Genomic DNA, 18,471 nt, shown 5'->3' with positions numbered 1-18,471 from the left:
TTGAGATAACAATGATTGTTTTCAATTCTGAGGTTTGAGATGGAAGGCTTGTTCACCATAGAAAATTTACTGACCCTGGGTATGTTGATCATGCTGCAGGCTGTGCTGGGTTTCGACAACCTGCTGTATATCATTATTGAGTCCAAACGGGTGGCGCCGGACAGACAGTCCAAGCTGCGCAAAACCGGTATTTGGATGGCGGTTTTGTTCCGTTTGATTCTGTTGTTCCTGCTGTTAAAGCTGTTGTCATACTTTACCGAACCGATGTTTACCATTGGTTGGCAGGGCGTGGTGGAAGGCTCATTTAACCTCCGTGCAGTGGTGGTATTGCTTGGTGGCGTGTTCATTATTTACACCGCGGTGAAAGAAATCTGGCACATGATGTTGCTGGAAGAACACAACCAAAGCCAGGAAGACAAGAAAAAGGCTTCTTTTGGCAAAGCCCTGGCATTGATTGTGACCATGAACGTGGTGTTTTCTTTTGATTCCATCCTCAGTGCGATGGCACTGACCGATAATTACGTTGTGATGGCCACGGCCATTCTGATTGGTGCCATGTTGATGGTTTGGCTGGCGGACACCATAGCAGATTTCCTGCAACGCAATCGCATGTACGAGATTCTGGGTTTGTTTATTTTGTTCATCGTCGGCATCATGTTGTTGTCCGAAGGCGGTCACATTGCCCACCTGAAATTCTTTGGCCACGAAATCACCCAGATGAGTAAGGCCACCTTCTATTTTGTGATTGTGGTGTTGGTGATCTCTGAAATTGTCAGAGGCCGTTACTCGAAAAAACTGTCACGACTTAAATTACGGAATAATCCACAGGCAATAGAGTCTCTGAAGGAATAAACATGTCTGAACATTTGATGCTGTCAATAGCAGCGATTGGCATACTGGGCTCCTTGGCCCAGTGGCTGGCCTGGTGGCTTAAACTGCCATCCATTTTGCTGCTGCTTTTATTGGGCATCATCCTCGGTAAGCCGGTGACCGGACTGATTGACCCTGACCTGATTTTTGGAGATTTGTTATTTCCTATGGTTTCTCTGGCGGTATCGGTGATTCTGTTTGAAGGGGCATTGACCCTGAACTTACGCGAAATCCGCGGTTTGGAGTCAGTGGTCAGGAGAATGGTTACGCTGGGCATGATTGTGACCTGGCTGACCATAGCGGTGGCCACCCATTGGTTACTTGATCTGCCCTGGTTGTTGTCTTTGTTGTTCGGTTCGTTGGTGGTGGTCACTGGTCCGACAGTGATCGTACCAATGCTGCGAATTTTTAAACTCAACAAAAAAGTGGCCAATGTGCTGCGTTGGGAAGGCATCGTGATTGATCCGCTGGGTGCCTTACTGGCGGTGTTGGTGTTTAACTTCATTATATCATCCCAGCAAGGTGCAGAAGGCCTGATGGGTGTGTTTTTGGACTTTGGTTGGATTTTTCTGGTTGGCCTGGTGTTGGGTGCACTGGGTGGGCATTTGATGGGTGTGGTTCTGCGTCGTCATTGGTTACCGGAATACCTGCATAATGTATTCACCCTGACCCTGGTTTTTGCGGTTTTTGCATTGTCTAACCACTTGGCTCATGAGTCCGGTCTATTGACTGTGACAGTGATGGGTATGTGGCTGGCCAACAGCAAAAACACCCCCATTGAGGACATCCTGAATTTCAAAGAATCTTTGACGGTGTTGTTGATTTCAGGGCTGTTCATCATTTTGGCCGCGCGACTTGATTTACAGGAGTTTTTGAATATCGGATGGTTGTCACTGGTGATTTTGCTGGTGGTACAATTCGTTGCCAGACCATTGAAAATATTGATTTCAACCTGGGGTTCAGACCTGAATTTTAAGGAACGTGTGGTGTTGTCATGGATAGCGCCTAGGGGGATTGTCGCCGCTGCGGTTTCTGCGTTGTTTGCCCTGAAGCTTGAACAACAAGGTTACAGTGAAGCCAATTTGCTGGTTTCACTGACCTTTATGGTGATCATTGGAACCGTGGTGTTCCAGTCTGCCACAGCCGGTTATCTGGCAAAAAAGCTGGGTGTGGCTAATCCTGAGTCCAAAGGCATTTTGGTGGTGGGCAGCAACCCGGTTGCGGTGGCGATTGCTGAAGCGCTGAATAAACATGGTTTTGAATGTTTGTTGACAGATTCTCATTGGCGCTATATCAGAGATGCCAGAATGAAAGACATCCGTACTTATTATGGCAATGTGGTTTCAGAACATGCCGATCAACACCTGGATTTGATCGGGATTGGTAAAATGTTGGCATTATCGATGAACAAAGACCTTAACCTGTTGGCAGCGACCCGCTATAAAAGGGAGTTTGGGGTGGCCAACATTTTTGTCCTCAACGAGGAAGAGAGGAACCGTGATGAACACAAGCACAGCGTTTCCCGTGAGGGCAAAGCCAGAAACTTATTTGATCGGGACATCACGTACGCAAAACTGGCCAGTTTGTTATCTAAGGGTGCCAAAATCAAAAGTACCACTTTGTCTGATGAATATGGATATGAACAATACCTGGAACAGCATGGCAAAGGAGTGATTCCCATGTTTGGAATTTCAGCAGACGGCAAACAGTTGAAGGTTTTCACCCGCAAAGAAAGCGTTGAAAAGCTTGGCACTGAATGGACATTGGTTGGTTTGATACCAGAAAAAGAAGAGGATAATCAACCCATCGTTTGATATTTGTCAAATAAAGTACATCCCGGCTTGTCTACAATAACTGCTTTCGTTTCCAGGAGTTATTCATGCAAGGCAAGCCTGAAGTGTTGTTTCGTCACGGCAAACACCTCTGCCTGGCTTTCAATGATTTGGTTGAAGGCGAAGGGGTGCAGGCCAATCAGTTCCTCATCCTCAATGGTGATCAGTCGATATTATTGGACCCGGGTGGCGACTTAACGTATATTCCGCTGAACATCGCCATCACCCGTTACATCAACCCGAAAGAGCTGGACTATATTTTTGCTTCTCATCAGGATCCGGACATCATCGCATCGATTGATCGCTGGGTGATGAACTCTGCATGCCGTGTACTGGTCTCCAGCTTATGGGGTCGGTTTCTGCCACATTTGGTTTCATCGCATGTAGATAAACAAGTGGGCGACTTCAATCAAAGGGTCATTCAGATTCCAGATGAGGGTTTCCGGTTACCGTTTGGTGACAGTGAACTGGTTATGTTACCGGCTCATTTTTTACACTCAGTCGGTAACTTTCAATTGTATGACCCAGTCAGCAAAATATTGTTTTCCGGTGACATGGGGGCATCCATTGGAGGGGATGAATCAACCGCATATGTGACTGATTTTGAGGCCCATATTCCATTGATGGAAGGCTTTCATCGGCGATACATGGGTTCAAATAAAGCCGCCAGACACTGGGCCAGAATGGTTGAAAAGCTTGATGTGGAAGCCATCGTGCCACAACATGGACAGGCTTTCAAAGGAGCTCGGGTAATTGGTCAGTTTCTTGATTGGATCAGTGACCTTGAGTGTGGCATGGATTTATTGAAGCAAGCACATTATTCGGCGCCGTTGGCCTTGTACGGTTCATAAAAAACCCCCGAACGGGCGGAGGTCCATATTCGCCTTTTGTGTTAACCGGCTAAGTCTTGAACACGTGAGAAAACAATGAAATTACCATCAGCACCAGAAAAATGAAAAACAATACTTTGGCAATGCTGGCGGCTGTGCCTGCCACACCTCCAAAACCGAAAACGGCCGCGATGATGGCGATGATGAGAAATAAAAGTGCGTAGTTGAGCATGATTAACTCCGATAACAGTGATAAAAAAGCGGGGTGAACTGGCACCCCGCTGGTGGATTGTGATTCAACGCTTATGAGTTGCTGTCCACTTCAATTTCACTTTCTACATTTTTTACGCCAGGCGTATTTTCAGCGATTTGTTCAATCAACTCTTTCTCTGATTCACTGTCGACCACTCCATTGAGGGTCACCACACCGAAAGCGGTGTCCACATTGATATCCAGCCCGGATGTTGAATCGTTCCACAACAACTCAGATTTGATCGATGCGGTTGTGGTGGCATCGTCGTACCAGGTGCCGAACTCTCTGGTCTTTTCTTTCTGGTGTTTGTGTGTGACATGCCATTTGTCTGACATCTCTTCAGATTTCTTGACGATGATGTCATTATCAACAGCGGTCACTCCTTCAATGCTTTTGGCGATTTCTTCAGCGAGGTCGCGATCAATTTCGGAACGCACGGTACCAGACAAATAAGCTTTACCTTTCTTAACATCGGTATCGATGGTGAAATTGTTGAGGTGCCGGTTGATCAGTAAAGCAGATTCAATTTTGCCGTCTATCCAGGCATCCTTTAATTTGACATCTGTTTTATAGTGCTCATTGCCGCCAGCTGTGGCCATTGAGGTAACAGTCAAGGAAGCAGCAAATAAGGTTGATTTAATGGCTTGTTTCATCTTGTCTGTTGTTGATTTCATGATATCTCCTTTGTGTTTTTAAAAGTACACATACCGAACGATATGATGCTTTCAATTGTACAAACAATGCAATAAATCGCGTTGAAAAAACATTAAGAAAGAGTTAAACGCTTTGTGTTATTGAACTCAAGTTATTGATATTAAATATTTTTTAGAAACATCTCTTTGAGTTTGCAGAAATGTAGAGTGTGCGTATAAGAACAAAAAGCCCGGGATTACCCGGGCTTAATCAAGAAGAGGATTGTTATTTCGGTTTATCAGAATGTTTTGCCAAATCCGATGCCTAAAACAGTGGGGTTGATGTCAATATCAACGGATGCACGACCAATGGCGGTATCAAAAGTGGCTTCCGTATCAATCTGGATGTATTTAACATCGACATTGAATGACCAGTTATTTTGTAATTCCCAGTCAATACCAAATTGTGCTGCAGCACCCACAGAAGAATCCAGGTCCAGGTTACTGGCACCCAACACTTCCTGAGCTGGTGCGGTCAGGTCATCATTGAAAAACAGGGTATAGTTCAGACCAACACCCATATAAGGTCGGACTTTGCCTTTGGGATTAAACTGATACTGCAGAAAAACAGTAGGTGGCAGGACATTGGTGTCAACCACATCGGTTCCATCAGGAACGCCAAGACCACCAAGGCCATAAGCTGAAGCCGTGTGTTTAGAACTCAGGTCAGCCAACAGTTCCACAGCCCAGTTATCAGTAAACATATAGCCCAGGGAAATGTCCAGGCTGGGGTTGTCATCAACGGTCACTCCAGTACCTGCTACACCTGCGCCATCGACATGTATCAGGGAGCTGTCATCGTTCGGTGAAATGTTGATGCCACGAATGTGTAACAGCCAATCACCTTTTTCTACAGCCAGGGCATTAAAACTCATCAGAGCCAGGGTCGCTGCCAATACTTTTTTCATGTGTTTTCTCTGTTGTTGTGAAAACTGTATTGTAAAAAAAGCGTTAAAAGCAGTGTTTGACAATTGTCAAAACAGAGTCAGTTCTTTGTGCTCGGGAGCGATTTTTTCCAAAGCAGGCCAGAATCATTGAACAGAGGGAGTCTGGACAGGTTAAGCAATCGAGCCGGTTCATTTATGTCAGGCGCGATCACCGGCTTACCAACCATCGCAATCACGTTCTCCTAACTCATCCAGTCGGTCTATGATGTCATCCAGTGCCACCTCAAAATCTTCGCGTTCCATTTCTTGCCAGGACAATTGTAAGTCAGCTATCCAACGAGTCAGTCGTGCATCCTCTTCAACATAGGCAACCGCTGAAAGGGCTTCAGATAAATCTCCCAGGGTGGCATCCAATGGTGAATTCAAGCCAATGTCATCGACTTCGACCAGGGCTTCCGCCAGTTCATCAAGACTGCCAGCAAGGTCATCCAGGTCCTGACAACTGAGTTGAGCGTTGGCCACAGAAAAGCCGCAACAGGCCACCATCGTTAAAAGCAGTTTTTTCATTTTTGTTCCCCTTTATTGTGATTCAACCATGATAGCACCAAATACTGATTAAAAAGAACACATTGGTCAGTGTTAGGCGGGTCTTTTTCTTAATGTATAAAACAGCAAAACCACTCCTGTGATGGTGAACATCAGAGCTGCCAGAGCTGTCAGGTACAGTAGGGGATGGTTAAAATCATTGCGTTCATCGTAGTCCATGATGTGCAGCATCCACAAAAAATCAAACAATCGCCACCGGTCTGTGCGGGTGGCCAATACCTGTCCGGTTTGCGGTGACAGATAAACCACCGGATTTTCAGGACCCTCCAGTTTAACCTGCCAAACAGGCGCCGGCCGACCACGGATTTCTGAAGGTGTTTCGGTCAACAAACTGAGGGAACGGACCTGATGTTTGCTGGAGAGTCGTTGGCTGATGTGTGTTTTAACCCAATCAGCTGACAGTGGAGAAAGTTGTTTTGCCGTGATGGCATCAAACAGCATCGTTTGGTTGATGGTTGTGACCTGAATCACCGGGAGATTATCCAACATGTTCAGGGTTGCAGATAATGCAGGATCGGACAATTGCTGGGTGATCCCCGTGTAATCAGGGCTCAGAACAGGCAGGGTTTTGTTCTCTGGATTTTTCAGGATGTGGTTGCCACGGACTTCATCGATGGGCATGTAGCTCATCAAAAAACCGCTGGTAAACCAAAAAATCAACTGGATCACCAGCACCAGTCCCACCCACTTATGCAGTTTACGGAAAAACAATTGAAGACGCATACTCGATCCAAATGAAAAAAGCCCATTGTAATGAATGCAGCGACCAAACCCAATCATTGAATAGCAGATTGGGTACAATGTTGTGAACTGATGAGGAACCCAACAATGAGAAAAAAAATATCCAGTGGATCAACCTTTGAACAGCAATACGCCTATTCCAGGGTGGTGGTCGTCGGTGATCAGGTTTTGGTTTCCGGCACCACCGGCTATGACTATGACAGCATGACCATCAGCGATGATGTGGTGGATCAAACCGAACAATGTTTTCAGAACATCATTCAGGCCTTGCAAACTTGTGATAGTGAGTTGGCTGATGTGGTGAGGATACATTATATCTTACCTGACAAACGGGATTTTGCCGCCTGTGCACCGGTGTTGCAAAAACACCTGTCTGAGGTCAGGCCAGCAGCCACCATGATTGAAGCAGGCTTACTGGATGAAGCCATGAAGATTGAAATCGAAGTCACAGCCATAAAAAAAGCCCCGAAGGAATGACTCCGGAGCTTTCAGGTTTAAACCCGTTATGGGGTTATTTTTTGGGTACCGGAAATCCCCGGTCGCGCATCAAGGCATCAATAGAAGCATCGCGCCCGCGGAATTTTCGATAGGCTTCAGCAGGATCCATGGCGTTTCTGGGAGCAAACAGGTATTTGACCAATTTCGCAGCCACAGCCTTGTCATAGTAACCACCAGGTGCTTGCTCGAAGGCTTCAGCGGCATCAGAGGTCAACACATCAGCCCACATATAACCGTAGTAAGCCGTGGCATAACCCTCTCCTGAGAACACGTGACCAAAGTGAGGTGTGCGGTGACGCATCACCAGTTCATCAGGCATGCCCAGTGCTTTAAGGGTATCTCTTTCAAAGGCGTCGACATCTATGTTTTCCGGATCAGCCATGTGGATTTTCATGTCAATCAAAGCTGAAGCCAGGTATTCAGTGGTGGCAAAACCCTGGTTGAAAGTGGCCGCTTTTTTGATTTTAGCGATCAGTTCAGCCGGAATCACCGCACCGGTTTTATGGTGTTTCAGGTAGTTGTTGATCACCACATCAGTAGACAACCAGCGTTCCAGCAGTTGGGATTGAAACTCGGTGTAGTCACGAACACCACCATTGGAACTTGGATATTTCACATTGGATGCCAGGAAGTGTAAGGCATGACCAAATTCATGGAAGAATGTTTCGGCATCATCCCAGGACACCAGTACCGACTCACCAGGAGCTGGTTTAATGAAGTTGGAATTGTTGGAAGACAGCACAGTTACTTTGCCATTATAGGTTTCATGTGAACGATAAGGGCTGGCCCAGGCACCAGAGCGTTTACCAGCGCGTGCAAACGGATCAAGGTACCACAAACCAATGTGTTCACCAGAGGTTTTATCGGTGACTTCCCACACGTTCACGTCTTCATGATAAACCGGAACTTTACCTTCTGGTAAGGCCGTGAATGTATAGTTGAACAACTCTCCGGCCACATAAAACATGGCTTCTCTGAGGTTGTCCAGCTGCAGGTACTGCTTGACTTCATTGGAGTCCAGATTGTATTTTTTCTTTCTGACTTTCTCGGCGTAATAACGATAGTCCCAGGGTTCGATGGTGATGCCATGGCCCAGTTCATCTGCCACAGCCTGCATGTCAGCCACTTCTTCTTTCACCCGGCCAATGGCTGCTGGCCATACAGCTTCCATCAGTTGCATGGCATTTTCAGGGGTCTTGGCCATGCGGTTTTGTAAACGCCATTCAGGATAGTTTTTGTGTCCCAATAGTTCAACACGCTCACGCCTCAGTTTAAGGATTTTAGCAATCAGTTCATTGTTGTCATATTCGTCACCATTATCACCACGTGAATAATAATTGGTCCAAACCTTTTTGCGTAATTCACGTTCGGTTGAATAGGTCAGGAACGGGTCCATGGAAGAACGGGTGTTGGTGATGGCGTACTGGCCTTCTTTGCCTTTATCGGCTGCGGTTTTGGCCGCCGCTTTAATAAATGACTCTGGTAAGCCTGATAACTGTTGATCGGTGATGAAGGTCACGTAGTTTTCTTCATCATGCAACACATTGTTGGCAAACTGCGTATACAAAGAAGACAATTCTTTGTTGATGGCGGCATAACGTTTTTTGGAAAACTCATCCAGATTTGCACCATTCATGGCAAAGCCTTCATAGGTGTTCAGAATCAAGCGCTGGGACTCAGGGTCCAGTGGGTTTTTCAATGAATCTTCGTAGACTTTTTTGACCCGGGCAAACAGTTTTTCATTTTGAGAAATTTTAGACCTCATTTCTGAGAATTTTGGAGAATACTCCATTTGCAGCTTCCTCACCTCAGGGCTTGACAGGTTGCTGCTCCAGATCCCAAAGTACGTAAAAGCCCGACCCAATTTTTCACCTGCACTTTCCATCGCCACGATGGTATTTTCAAAGGTGGCAGGTTCCGGGTTGTTGGCGATTTTTTCATAGTCGGCGAGGTTTTCGGCCATCGCCACATCAAAGGCCTCGGGAACGTATTTGAGGTCCATTTTATCAAAGGCCGGGACCCCTCCATACGGACCGGTCCATTCGGCCAACAATGGATTGTTTGTTTGTTTGGCTGGCTCTTGTGCCTGTGTGCTGCCCATGGCCAGGCACATGGAGGCCAGCAACAACATGGTTTTGGGTTTATTGATTTTCATAATTCTCTCAGTCAATGCATTAAGTGTAAAGATGCCGGGTCCAGATTCACAATTGCTGGTGACAAAGGTGAATGAGGCCGTGGCGATCACATCGCGTAATCAAGCGCCCGACTTTTGATTGAAACGTTCACGTCATGCCGATCATGGCACCAAGGCTGTCAGATTCGCATCAAAATACCTTGATTTCATCAGCTGCCTGAAAAGTCGGCGGGACGAGCTGATCACCAGCTCATCCTGTTGGGTCAAATATCTTGCAAGCTGAACCAGACAGAGAACAGTGCCAAAAGTCCCTATCGGAAGGATTCACCGATTCCACGAAAAATTCACCATTGGCGGATTAACATGGCTAGCTCCAATGGGTGTACTTGACTGCGATTTCTTACCCACACTAAGATTTCAATGTGCACACTCATTGGACCTGTGGCGGGTTTTTCTTCAGAACTCGAATCGGGCACCAAAGCCGATGGTTTGTTGGTCAAACTGATCCAGGCCAAAAATCTGGCTGTAACGCAAATAAAACATTTTGCCATTGCCGCCAATCCAGGTGAGACCGATGCTGGCCTGACTGTAACTGCTTTCAGTGAAGTTGGTTTCCACATTGAACAGCTCATCTACCGGCATACCTATCAGCCGCATTTCCATGATGCCATTGTCCTGATCTTCATAGTTATGTTGAAAACTCAATTGTGGTGACCAGACGCCATTAGCTGTACTGATGGCCCGGGACAGGTTAAAACCAATGTTGTATTTCAGTGACTTGAAATCTTGTTCTGCATAGAAAATATTGAAGCCTGAGGCCCCTGATTCGGTGTATTGGTCCAGCCGGTTGTTGACGTATTCAGCGCCCAGATACGGCGACCAGTTCCAGGAGCCTTTCGACCAATTGTAGCCAGCACTCACCGCTGCGGTGAACTGTCTGGAATTGGTTTCTCCCACGGCCCTGACACTGACCACCTCGTCAATCAATACAAATTCTTCAAGTCTGACTTGTTTCACATCAGGTGTGGCGTAGCTCAGCCGGGTATCAATGTAGAAGGCATCTGCAGGTGTGAACAGTCCATAGAGGTTAACACTTAACCCTTCCGAGGACATGTCAATTCCTGCCCCGGCGTTCGAGTCCAATTGGTTGTAACCAAGTGCAGCACCCAGTACCACGCGATTGGAAAACCGGTAATCAACCCCGGCGGTGAGGCTGTCAGAATCATATTCAAAACCATCATTGACTTCATCGGCGTATTCGAAATCGCCACTGTTGAGGTTGCCATTGATGAAAAAGCCCCAGGGGGACACGAAGGACTCAGCCTGGCCTGTTTGCTGATCATTGAGGTAGCCAAGCATGGCCACAGGCAAGGAGCCTGTCCCGGTGTCAATGGTCAGATCTGCCACTGAGAAACCACCGGTGCCAGCGCGCAATTGAGCCATGCGCTGACCGATGTTGGACAACTGAGCGGCCACCACTTTGGTTGAATTACGGGCCTGATGCACCACGTTCCTGGGCCTCATCCAACTCAAAACCCGGGTGAGCATTTCGAAGTCACCCAATTCCGCTTGTTGAAGAATTTCATCACACAGCCCATCCAGTCCATTGTGTAAGTTGTCACCAGAGCAATAAGCGCCCAGCACCCGGGCCGCCCTGGCAAATCGTTGTTTGCGATTTTCCGGCATGTTGGTCAACATGCCGGCAGCATAGTCTTCAATTGATGGCAGCGGATTAACCTGGAACACAATGCGCTGGCTGTTATTGTTTGGATTGGGGTCGTTTTCTGGTGACAGTACCTCGGCGTTGAGGACCAGATTGTCCGGGTTTTCCTGTTGTTGCAACTGGACCCTGACGAGCACGGTTTTTTCAGCACCCATGGGAAAGTCGCCGATGTTTTGGCAGCGGATCTGGCCATTGGGTACAGAGATTTGGCAGGGGCCAGATGCGGTGGTGGTGATGTCGCTGAATAAGCCTTGAGTGACATCCACATTGAGCCTGACGCCGGTGGCATCATCCGGACCCAGGTTACGGATGGTGATTTCCATTTTCGCCAAATCACCGGTGATGATGCGGGATTGAAAGAGTCTCACCCCGACGCCGATGTCGGCATCTCCTGCGTACAACAACTCACTGCTCAATAACAATAATAAGACAACCGCTGTTTTCATAATTCCCTCTGCATTTTTTTATTATTTTTTAATGAAACGCCCCGCTTGTCAAATCATCATCCAATTAATATGGAGCATATGCCCGGCGAAGATTGCAGTGGGCCGATGAAGCGCATAACATATTAAACCACAAATGCCACCAAATAGACCGACGTATGAACCCCAACAGCCAACTGATCAAATACCACAATACCGTACTGAACCCCTACCAACTGTACAACAGTTTGTTCCTCAACCTGCCTTTTGACACGGTCTACCATACCGGCATGTTGTTACCCCTGTTGCACCAGGCTTGCGTAGATGGATACCGACAGTCCCTGAGCCCACAACAGATCATGGAACGATTCATCGATCAGCACCTGGCGGGTCAGGACCAGCAACAACAATTAAGCACCCTGTTTCGTTTCATTCAATACATTGAACGGCAGATTGTGCTGTTTGATTCTGTGGAAGAAGCGGCTTACACGGAAAATCATGAACTGGATGGCCCGGGTACCGTACCACACCTGGCGCAACTGGCCAGTTATCGTGGACAACAGTCACAACTACAAGAGCAACTTGGAAAACACACCGTGCGGGTGGTGCTCACGGCACACCCGACGCAGTTTTATCCCGGAGCGGTGCTGGGAATCATGACCGACCTCAGTCAGGCCATCGGACGCAAAGACACCACATTCATTGAAAAGCTGTTACAGCAGTTGGGAAAAACCCCGCTGTTTAATCAACAAAAACCGACGCCCTATGATGAAGCCATGAGCCTGATCTGGTACCTGGAACACGTTTTTTATGACACCATTCAAACCATCAACCGCCGGGTTCAACAAGCCATATTTGCTGGTGGTGCCTTGCCTGAACATGCTTTTATTGAACTGGGTTTTTGGCCAGGAGGTGATCGTGATGGCAATCCTTATGTGACCGCAGAAATCACAGCCAAAGTGGCCAACAAACTTCGTCAGGCCATCCTCAGGTGCTACCATCAGGCGGTTCGCCGGCTGAAGCGGCGATTAACGTTTCCTGGTGTGGTACCGGTGATCGAAAACCTGGAGCAACAATTGTATCATGCGGCCCATTTAGGGGCCGCAGAACAACCCTTTGATGCCAGTGTCTTGTTGCAAACCCTGAAAGATCTGCGGCAAACTGTGGTGGCAAAACATCAATCGCTGTTTGTTGATGAGATCGATGCACTGATCCAACAGGTCAATACCTTTGGCTTTTACTTTGCCACCCTTGATGTCCGCCAGGATTCCAGGGTCCATCATCAGGTGATGCTCAGCATCATTGCAGAAACGGCTGTGCTGGACGCAGACTGGGCTGACCTCAACGAAGATCAGCAGATTCGTCAACTGGCAGACATCAACACTGCAGTGGAACCCCTCAGCCTGCAGGACCCCATGGCCCAGGACACCCTGGCCTGTATCCAGACCATGGTGCAGGTTCAGCGAAACAATGGCGAGAAGGGTGCCAACCGCTACATCATCAGTAATTGTCAGAGCGCCCTGAATGTGATGGAAGTACTGGCTTTTTTCACCCTGGCAGACTGGCCTGGTCAGCAGGTTTCGGTGGACATCATCCCCTTGTTTGAAACCATTGATGACCTGGCCAATGCCCCTCACATCATGTCCGTTTTGTACCAAAACTCAAGATATCAGGCACACCTCAGGCAGCGGCAAAACAAGCAGACCATTATGCTGGGTTTTTCAGATGGCACCAAAGACGGTGGCTATCTGGCAGCCAACTGGGCGATTGTTGAAGCCAAACAAAGACTGTCCCAATTGGCCGGTGAACATGACATCAAAGTGGTGTTTTTTGATGGCCGCGGAGGACCACCAGCCAGAGGAGGAGGTGTAGCACATAAATTCTATGCGGCTCAAAACCCCAACGTGTCAAATCAAGCCATACAACTGACCATTCAGGGCCAAACCATTTCCAGTAATTTTGGTAATCGACATTCGGCACAATACAACCTGGAGCAGTTACTGAGTGCGGGACTGTCGAACACCCTTGAAAACAGTGCCGGCGGTTGGGATAAAGACAGTCAACAGTTGTTGTCGGCCATGGCCAAAGACTCCCTGGAACATTATGTGGCTTTCAAAAACCACCCGAAATTTGTGCCGTATCTGGAAAAAATCAGTACCCTGAAATACTACGGCAAAACCAACATTGGTTCGCGGCCCACCAAGCGTAACCCGGGAGAGGGACTGAATTTTTCAGACCTCCGGGCCATTCCCTTTGTCGGTGCCTGGAGTCAGTTGAAACAAAATGTCTTGGGCTATTATGGTCTGGGGTATGCCCTGACCCGGCAAATTCAAATGGGACAGCTGACCCGCTTGCAACAACTGTATCTGGATTCCGGATTTTTCCGGGCGCTGATAGACAACAGCATGATGTCGCTGTGTAAATCATTCATGCCTTTGACGGCTTACATGCAGGATGATGCGGAATTTGGTGAGTTTTGGTTGACCATTTTTGCTGAATACCAGGCTGCCGAAAAAGCCCTGAAGCAGGTGGCAGATACCGATGAATTGTTGCCGGGCAAACCGCTGCGCCGTCAATCCATACAGGCACGGGAAGACATGGTATTGCCGTTATTAACCATTCAGCAATATGCCCTGCAACGCATCAACCTATTGCGCCAGAGCGGTCAGGAAGCCGGTGAGCTGATACACATCTATGAAAAACTGGTAACCCGCTCGTTGTACGGCAACATCAATGCCAGCCGCAATTCCGTTTGATATGACTGCTGTCAGCCCAGCAGATGCCGGACATCAGGCAGGTACTTTTCAAAAGATCCGGTGTTGAACACCACCACCTGATCTTTGCTGTTAATCATCTGCTGATCAATCAGTTCTGGCAGTGCGGCCAAGCAGGCGGCTCCTTCCGGGCACAGCCACCAGTGTTTATCCTGCCACACCTGTTGCAGTGTGTGGGCAATATCACGTTCGTTGATGGCCACGGATGTGCCGCCACTTTGCCGGATGATGTCCATCACTTTGAAGTGGCCAATTCCGCCGGCCACATTCAGCCCCACTGCCAGGGTGTGACCTGCAGGTGTGGGTTCAGGTTCAAACAGGCCTGCGTCAATGGCGTTTTTCACTGGCGGAGTGGCTGCTGATTGCACAGCGATGATTTTCGGCCGCTGATCACCAATCATTCCCAGTGCCTCGAGTTCATCAAAGGCTTTCCACATGCCCAGGATGCCGGTGCCACCACCAGTGGGATACAGGATCACATCCGGCAATCGCCATTGATCGCACTGGGCATTGGGTTCGGCCAGTTCCAGGCCCATGGTTTTTTTGCCCTCAATGCGCCAGCCTGGTTCCTGAAAGGTGGCGACATTGAAATAGCCCTGATCCAGGTATTCCGCTTTCATTTTCAGTCCGGCTTCTTTGATGGTGCCTTTGACCATGTCCAGTTTGATGTGGGGGTTGTGGTATGCCAGTGCGGCGACACTACCCTGGATGGGTGCCGGGGTATCGTCCGGCATGATGATGGTGGCAGCCAAACCCATTTGGTTGGCATACCAGGCCAGTGAATCACCGGCATTGCCTTGTGTTGGTACCACCAGTTTGTTGAGCCCATAATGGGCGGCCATATTGGCCACCACGGCCATGCCACGGTCTTTGAAGCTGAGGGTGGGGTTTTGGCCAAAACCGGGGTGGCCCATGCCCTCATCTTTGACAAACAAGGAAAACCCATGCTGGGCAGCCAATGACTGATCGCGGTAATCCAGCAAGGGTGTATAACCTTCACCAAATGAACGAAAGCCTTCAGCCATTGGCAGCAATCCGGCAAAACGCCATAAATCTCTGCGTTCAGGGTGGTACCACTGGTCAGTTTTCATGGCGGTGGTGTCATACATCATTTGTACCGGCCGGTGGTCGTGTGGACACAGGTTCATCGGTTGGTCAACGGGGAAATGGGTGGCGCACAAGGTGCACTGTAAATGGGATAAACGGGGGTTCAGCTGGCTCATGAATTGAAGGTTCCTGGTGATTGTGGGTTATAAAATGATGCCCAGTTGGTCCGCCAACTGTTTCAGACGGTCAAGGGTGTTCAAAAAGGCTGGGTTGCCGGGGTCGGTGTTGAGCAGGCGTTGGGTGATGTTATTGGCTTGCTGGAGCGTGGCAGAAGGTTCGGTGCTGCTTTCGGCCTGTACCATCAGGCTTCTCGCCCAGCTGTTCAGGTTATAGGGGTTGTTGGGGTTGATCGCCATGGAATGGGTAAACAGTTGATTGGCTGCCTGAAAGTTGCCTCCGGACTGATGGTTTTTCAAGGTCAACAACACCGCCTGACTGAGCATGATGTTGTGATCAGTCGGGTTGATGATCCGGGCCTGAGTCAGGTATTCAGTGGCCAGCTTTAAATGATCAGCAAGGGGTCTTTGTCTTTGTCGCTGCGACTCGGCCATCAACAGATGGGTATTGGCCAGGTTGGTCAGTTGGTGTGGATCGTTGTGCAACTGGTTGTCGGCCGGGTTTAAAAAAGCCAGCAGTCGTTGTCCTGCTTCGGTGATGTCCTGCTGCTGCTCAAACTGTTGGCGCAACTCTACCAGATATACCTGTGCCATGTTGTTGATCAGCCCCCACTGTTCATTGACCAGTAAATCAGGGGTCAGCATGGTCTCATTGAACAGGCTTTCGGCCCTGGCCAGTACGTCGTTGACAGCTTGCCCCTGACGGACCAACTCGTGGGCTTGTTGTCCAAGGACAAACAACAGGTCACTGACCACATAAGGCCGGTATGGTGAATCCACGGTTAACAGCCGTTCAAAAATTCCCAGTGACTGGTCCAGTAAATCCATGGCTGAGTCACCAGCCAGCATGTGTTCTTGAGCTTCGGTAGCCAGTATCAGCGCCTGATTCCAGCTGCTGTTGAACAGGTCTGCCAGGCCAGCCTGTTGATTCCAGTCCTTGGCCCGGGTCAGCGCTTGATGAGCGGGCTGGCCCTGGTCGATGGCCCAACGCGCTTTCAGCAGATATATTCGGGACAACAAAAACTTGGGATAGCTGTTTTCGGGCTGGGTAACCAGGGCTTGTTCACAGGCCTCAATGCTGGCCAGGGTGTGTTTTTCAACATCCAGGCCACTGCGTTGAATGCCGTCAGCCATCAGTTCAAAATGAGTGAAGCATAAACTCTGGTAGCCAGGCGGATAGCTGCGGGCCATCTGGGTTGACAGCTGGTAAGTTTCCGCGGTTTTCAGGGCAAACTCACGGGCCTGTGACCACTGTCCCTGTTGACGGGCGTGTTCCATGGAGGCGGAAAGTATCAGTGCTTTGAGGTTGACCGCATCTTTGTTCCAGTGTTTTTCCGCCAGGATTTGATTGACCGCTTCCAGCCCTGCGGACAATGAATCGGTTTGTGACAGCGCAAACGCTTGCAGCAAAGGATTTGCCTGACCAGCTTGCTGATGGGCCAGATCGATGTACTTCAGGGCTGGTTGTAAATATGTTTGTTGCAGGGTTGGGTTTTGCATGGCTTGTTCGTAGCCATGCTGATCAGAGTAGTCTGAGGCCTTCTCGATGTACAGCTTGGTCCAGGCCTCCGCCAACAACAGGCTTTCTGCTTGGCCGGCTTCCAGCAAGGTGATGGCTTGATCATAGTATTCAGCGCGTAACATGATCAAACCCAACAAGCGATTTTTTTCCCCGGTTTGTAGCACTGTATTTTCGGCAATGGTCTGATACAGTTGTTCACCTTCTTGCAGGATGGAGACAATGGATTCATTGACCGGATGGGTGGGTAAGACGTAGATTTGCTCTGCTTGTTTGACCAGGTCATTGATTTGATTCTCGTATCCGGTGATCAGCAGGGTGCGTTCGGCCTGGTTGCCGATTTGCAGCCACTGCCACAACAGGCCGGCAAGCAGTACCAGCAACACAGCTGCCAGCCCCCATTTCAACTGTTTATGGCGTCGCTGCCGGGGTGCGTCCAGTACCTGACGGAATAGTTTTTCAGCGGTGGGTGCATCAGGCCGGTCAGCTGGTTTGAGCTGAGTCAGCTGGTCAATGATGTGTCGCCACTCAACAGCCAGGTCATCACTGTTTTGACGCTTGCCCTGCTGTACATCGGTCAGCAGCTGTTCGGTTTCCATGACCTGGTAGGCCGCCTGGTGGCTGAACACTTCCTGGGCAATGATGCCCAACGCATACAGGTCACTGGCGGTGTCGATGCGTTCGCCGCGGGCCTGCTCAGGGCTCATATAACGGATGGTGCCCACCAGTGAACCATGCTGGGTGAGTGGGTCATTGGTGGCCTGGTCTGAGGGGTTTTGCTGCCTTGAACGGGGCTGACTCAGCGATTGGGCAATGCCAAAATCCAGCACCTTCAGCTCACCTTGTTCGGTGATCATGATGTTGTCTGGTTTCAGGTCGCGGTGGACAATGCCGTGCTCGTGGGCCACGGCCAATGCTGCAGCCAGGTCGGCCAATAGTTTGAGTTTCTGGGTGGTGTTCAAAGGCACTTGATACAGCGGTTTGCCGCGGATGTATTCCAGTACCAGAAAGTCACCCTGATCGGTTTCGATGTAGTCATACAATTGACAGATCGACGGGTGGTTGATTTTCGACAGGATCTGCGCCTCCCTGATGAACCGTTGCTGGGTGGCAGGGTTTTTCAGGTGTTCCGGACGAATGGCTTTGACAGCCACCTGACGTTCCAGTTTTTCGTCAAACCCCAAATACACCGACCCCATGCCACCCTGCCCCAATTCTTTGATGATGCGGATGCGGTTGATGAGCGTGCCGGGCGCTATACCAGATGTTGTGTCAGGTATGGCTTCATTGGAGTGGTTGGTCAGGAAAACGGCCAGCTTATTTTCATCAGCAAGCAGTGTTTCAACCTGACTGCGGATGGTGCTGTCATTGATTTCTTCCAGCAAAACAGTGCGTTCCCGGGTGTCAAGTCCCAGGGCTTTTTGAAGCAGGATTTTGGTTTGTTTGGTGTTTTTCACCCTGACCGTT

The 18,471-nt window shown here is 49.0% G+C and carries 14 protein-coding genes; 5 read left to right on the top strand and 9 right to left on the bottom strand.

From position 1 onward, the window contains the following. Positions 1 to 39: 39 nt before the first annotated feature. From B0475_RS10265 to B0475_RS10255, 3 genes are all read left to right on the top strand, one after another. Positions 40 to 852 (top strand): TerC family protein, encoded by an 813-nt coding sequence (locus B0475_RS10265; RefSeq protein WP_077411750.1) that lies wholly within the window; start codon positions 40 to 42, stop codon positions 850 to 852. Positions 853 to 854: 2 nt separating this feature from the next. Further along, complete coding sequence (locus tag B0475_RS10260; protein ID WP_077411748.1) at positions 855 to 2,684, top strand: cation:proton antiporter; 1,830 nt, start codon at positions 855 to 857, stop codon at positions 2,682 to 2,684. 65 nt (positions 2,685 to 2,749) lie between these two features. Then, positions 2,750 to 3,553, top strand: coding sequence for an oxygen-binding di-iron domain-containing protein (locus B0475_RS10255; protein WP_077411746.1), 804 nt, complete (start codon positions 2,750 to 2,752; stop codon positions 3,551 to 3,553). A gap of 49 nt (positions 3,554 to 3,602) precedes the next feature. On the opposite strand, the gene B0475_RS10250 is transcribed toward B0475_RS10255, so the two are convergent. The 5 genes from B0475_RS10250 to B0475_RS10230 form a co-directional block, all read right to left on the bottom strand. Continuing rightward, a complete protein-coding gene (locus B0475_RS10250; RefSeq protein WP_077411744.1) occupies positions 3,603 to 3,764 on the bottom strand; it encodes a DUF1328 domain-containing protein in 162 nt (53 codons plus the stop codon). A 71-nt stretch (positions 3,765 to 3,835) separates the two neighbouring features. Next, positions 3,836 to 4,459, bottom strand: coding sequence for a BON domain-containing protein (locus B0475_RS10245; protein WP_077411742.1), 624 nt, complete (start codon positions 4,457 to 4,459; stop codon positions 3,836 to 3,838). Positions 4,460 to 4,716: 257 nt separating this feature from the next. Next, complete coding sequence (locus tag B0475_RS10240) at positions 4,717 to 5,385, bottom strand: OmpW/AlkL family protein (protein ID WP_077411741.1); 669 nt, start codon at positions 5,383 to 5,385, stop codon at positions 4,717 to 4,719. A 195-nt stretch (positions 5,386 to 5,580) separates the two neighbouring features. Continuing rightward, positions 5,581 to 5,931 (bottom strand): hypothetical protein, encoded by a 351-nt coding sequence (locus B0475_RS10235; protein WP_077411739.1) that lies wholly within the window; start codon positions 5,929 to 5,931, stop codon positions 5,581 to 5,583. Between the two features lie 72 nt (positions 5,932 to 6,003). Beyond that, entirely contained in the window at positions 6,004 to 6,693 is a 690-nt protein-coding gene (locus B0475_RS10230; protein WP_157892854.1) for a PepSY domain-containing protein, read from the bottom strand. Positions 6,694 to 6,798: 105 nt separating this feature from the next. On the opposite strand from B0475_RS10230, the gene B0475_RS10225 reads away from it, so the two are divergent. Then, on the top strand, positions 6,799 to 7,188 hold the full coding sequence (locus tag B0475_RS10225; RefSeq protein WP_109862375.1) for a RidA family protein: 390 nt from the start codon (positions 6,799 to 6,801) through the stop codon (positions 7,186 to 7,188). Between the two features lie 34 nt (positions 7,189 to 7,222). Here the strand turns inward: B0475_RS10225 and B0475_RS10220 are convergent, their stop codons facing one another. Beyond that, a complete protein-coding gene (locus B0475_RS10220; RefSeq protein ID WP_077411826.1) occupies positions 7,223 to 9,364 on the bottom strand; it encodes a M3 family metallopeptidase in 2,142 nt (713 codons plus the stop codon). 435 nt (positions 9,365 to 9,799) lie between these two features. Beyond that, positions 9,800 to 11,512, bottom strand: a complete 1,713-nt coding sequence (locus B0475_RS10215) for an autotransporter domain-containing protein (RefSeq protein ID WP_077411736.1) — start codon at positions 11,510 to 11,512, stop codon at positions 9,800 to 9,802. A 155-nt stretch (positions 11,513 to 11,667) separates the two neighbouring features. Between B0475_RS10215 and B0475_RS10210 the strand changes: the two genes are divergently transcribed. Then, positions 11,668 to 14,244 (top strand): phosphoenolpyruvate carboxylase, encoded by a 2,577-nt coding sequence (locus B0475_RS10210; protein ID WP_077411735.1) that lies wholly within the window; start codon positions 11,668 to 11,670, stop codon positions 14,242 to 14,244. Positions 14,245 to 14,255: 11 nt separating this feature from the next. Here B0475_RS10210 and B0475_RS10205 read toward each other — a convergent pair whose 3' ends face one another. After that, positions 14,256 to 15,485 carry a threonine synthase gene (locus B0475_RS10205; protein WP_077411734.1) on the bottom strand — a complete coding sequence of 410 codons (1,230 nt, stop codon included), beginning with the start codon at positions 15,483 to 15,485 and terminating at the stop codon, positions 14,256 to 14,258. A 27-nt stretch (positions 15,486 to 15,512) separates the two neighbouring features. Then, positions 15,513 to 18,461, bottom strand: coding sequence for a serine/threonine protein kinase (locus tag B0475_RS10200; protein WP_157892853.1), 2,949 nt, complete (start codon positions 18,459 to 18,461; stop codon positions 15,513 to 15,515). Between the last annotated feature and the right edge of the window lie 10 nt (positions 18,462 to 18,471).

Source organism: Marinicella sediminis (genome assembly GCF_002000055.1).
GTDB classification, from domain to species: Bacteria; Pseudomonadota; Gammaproteobacteria; order Xanthomonadales; family Marinicellaceae; genus Marinicella; species Marinicella sediminis.
This window is presented reverse-complemented; position numbering and strand designations above follow the sequence as displayed.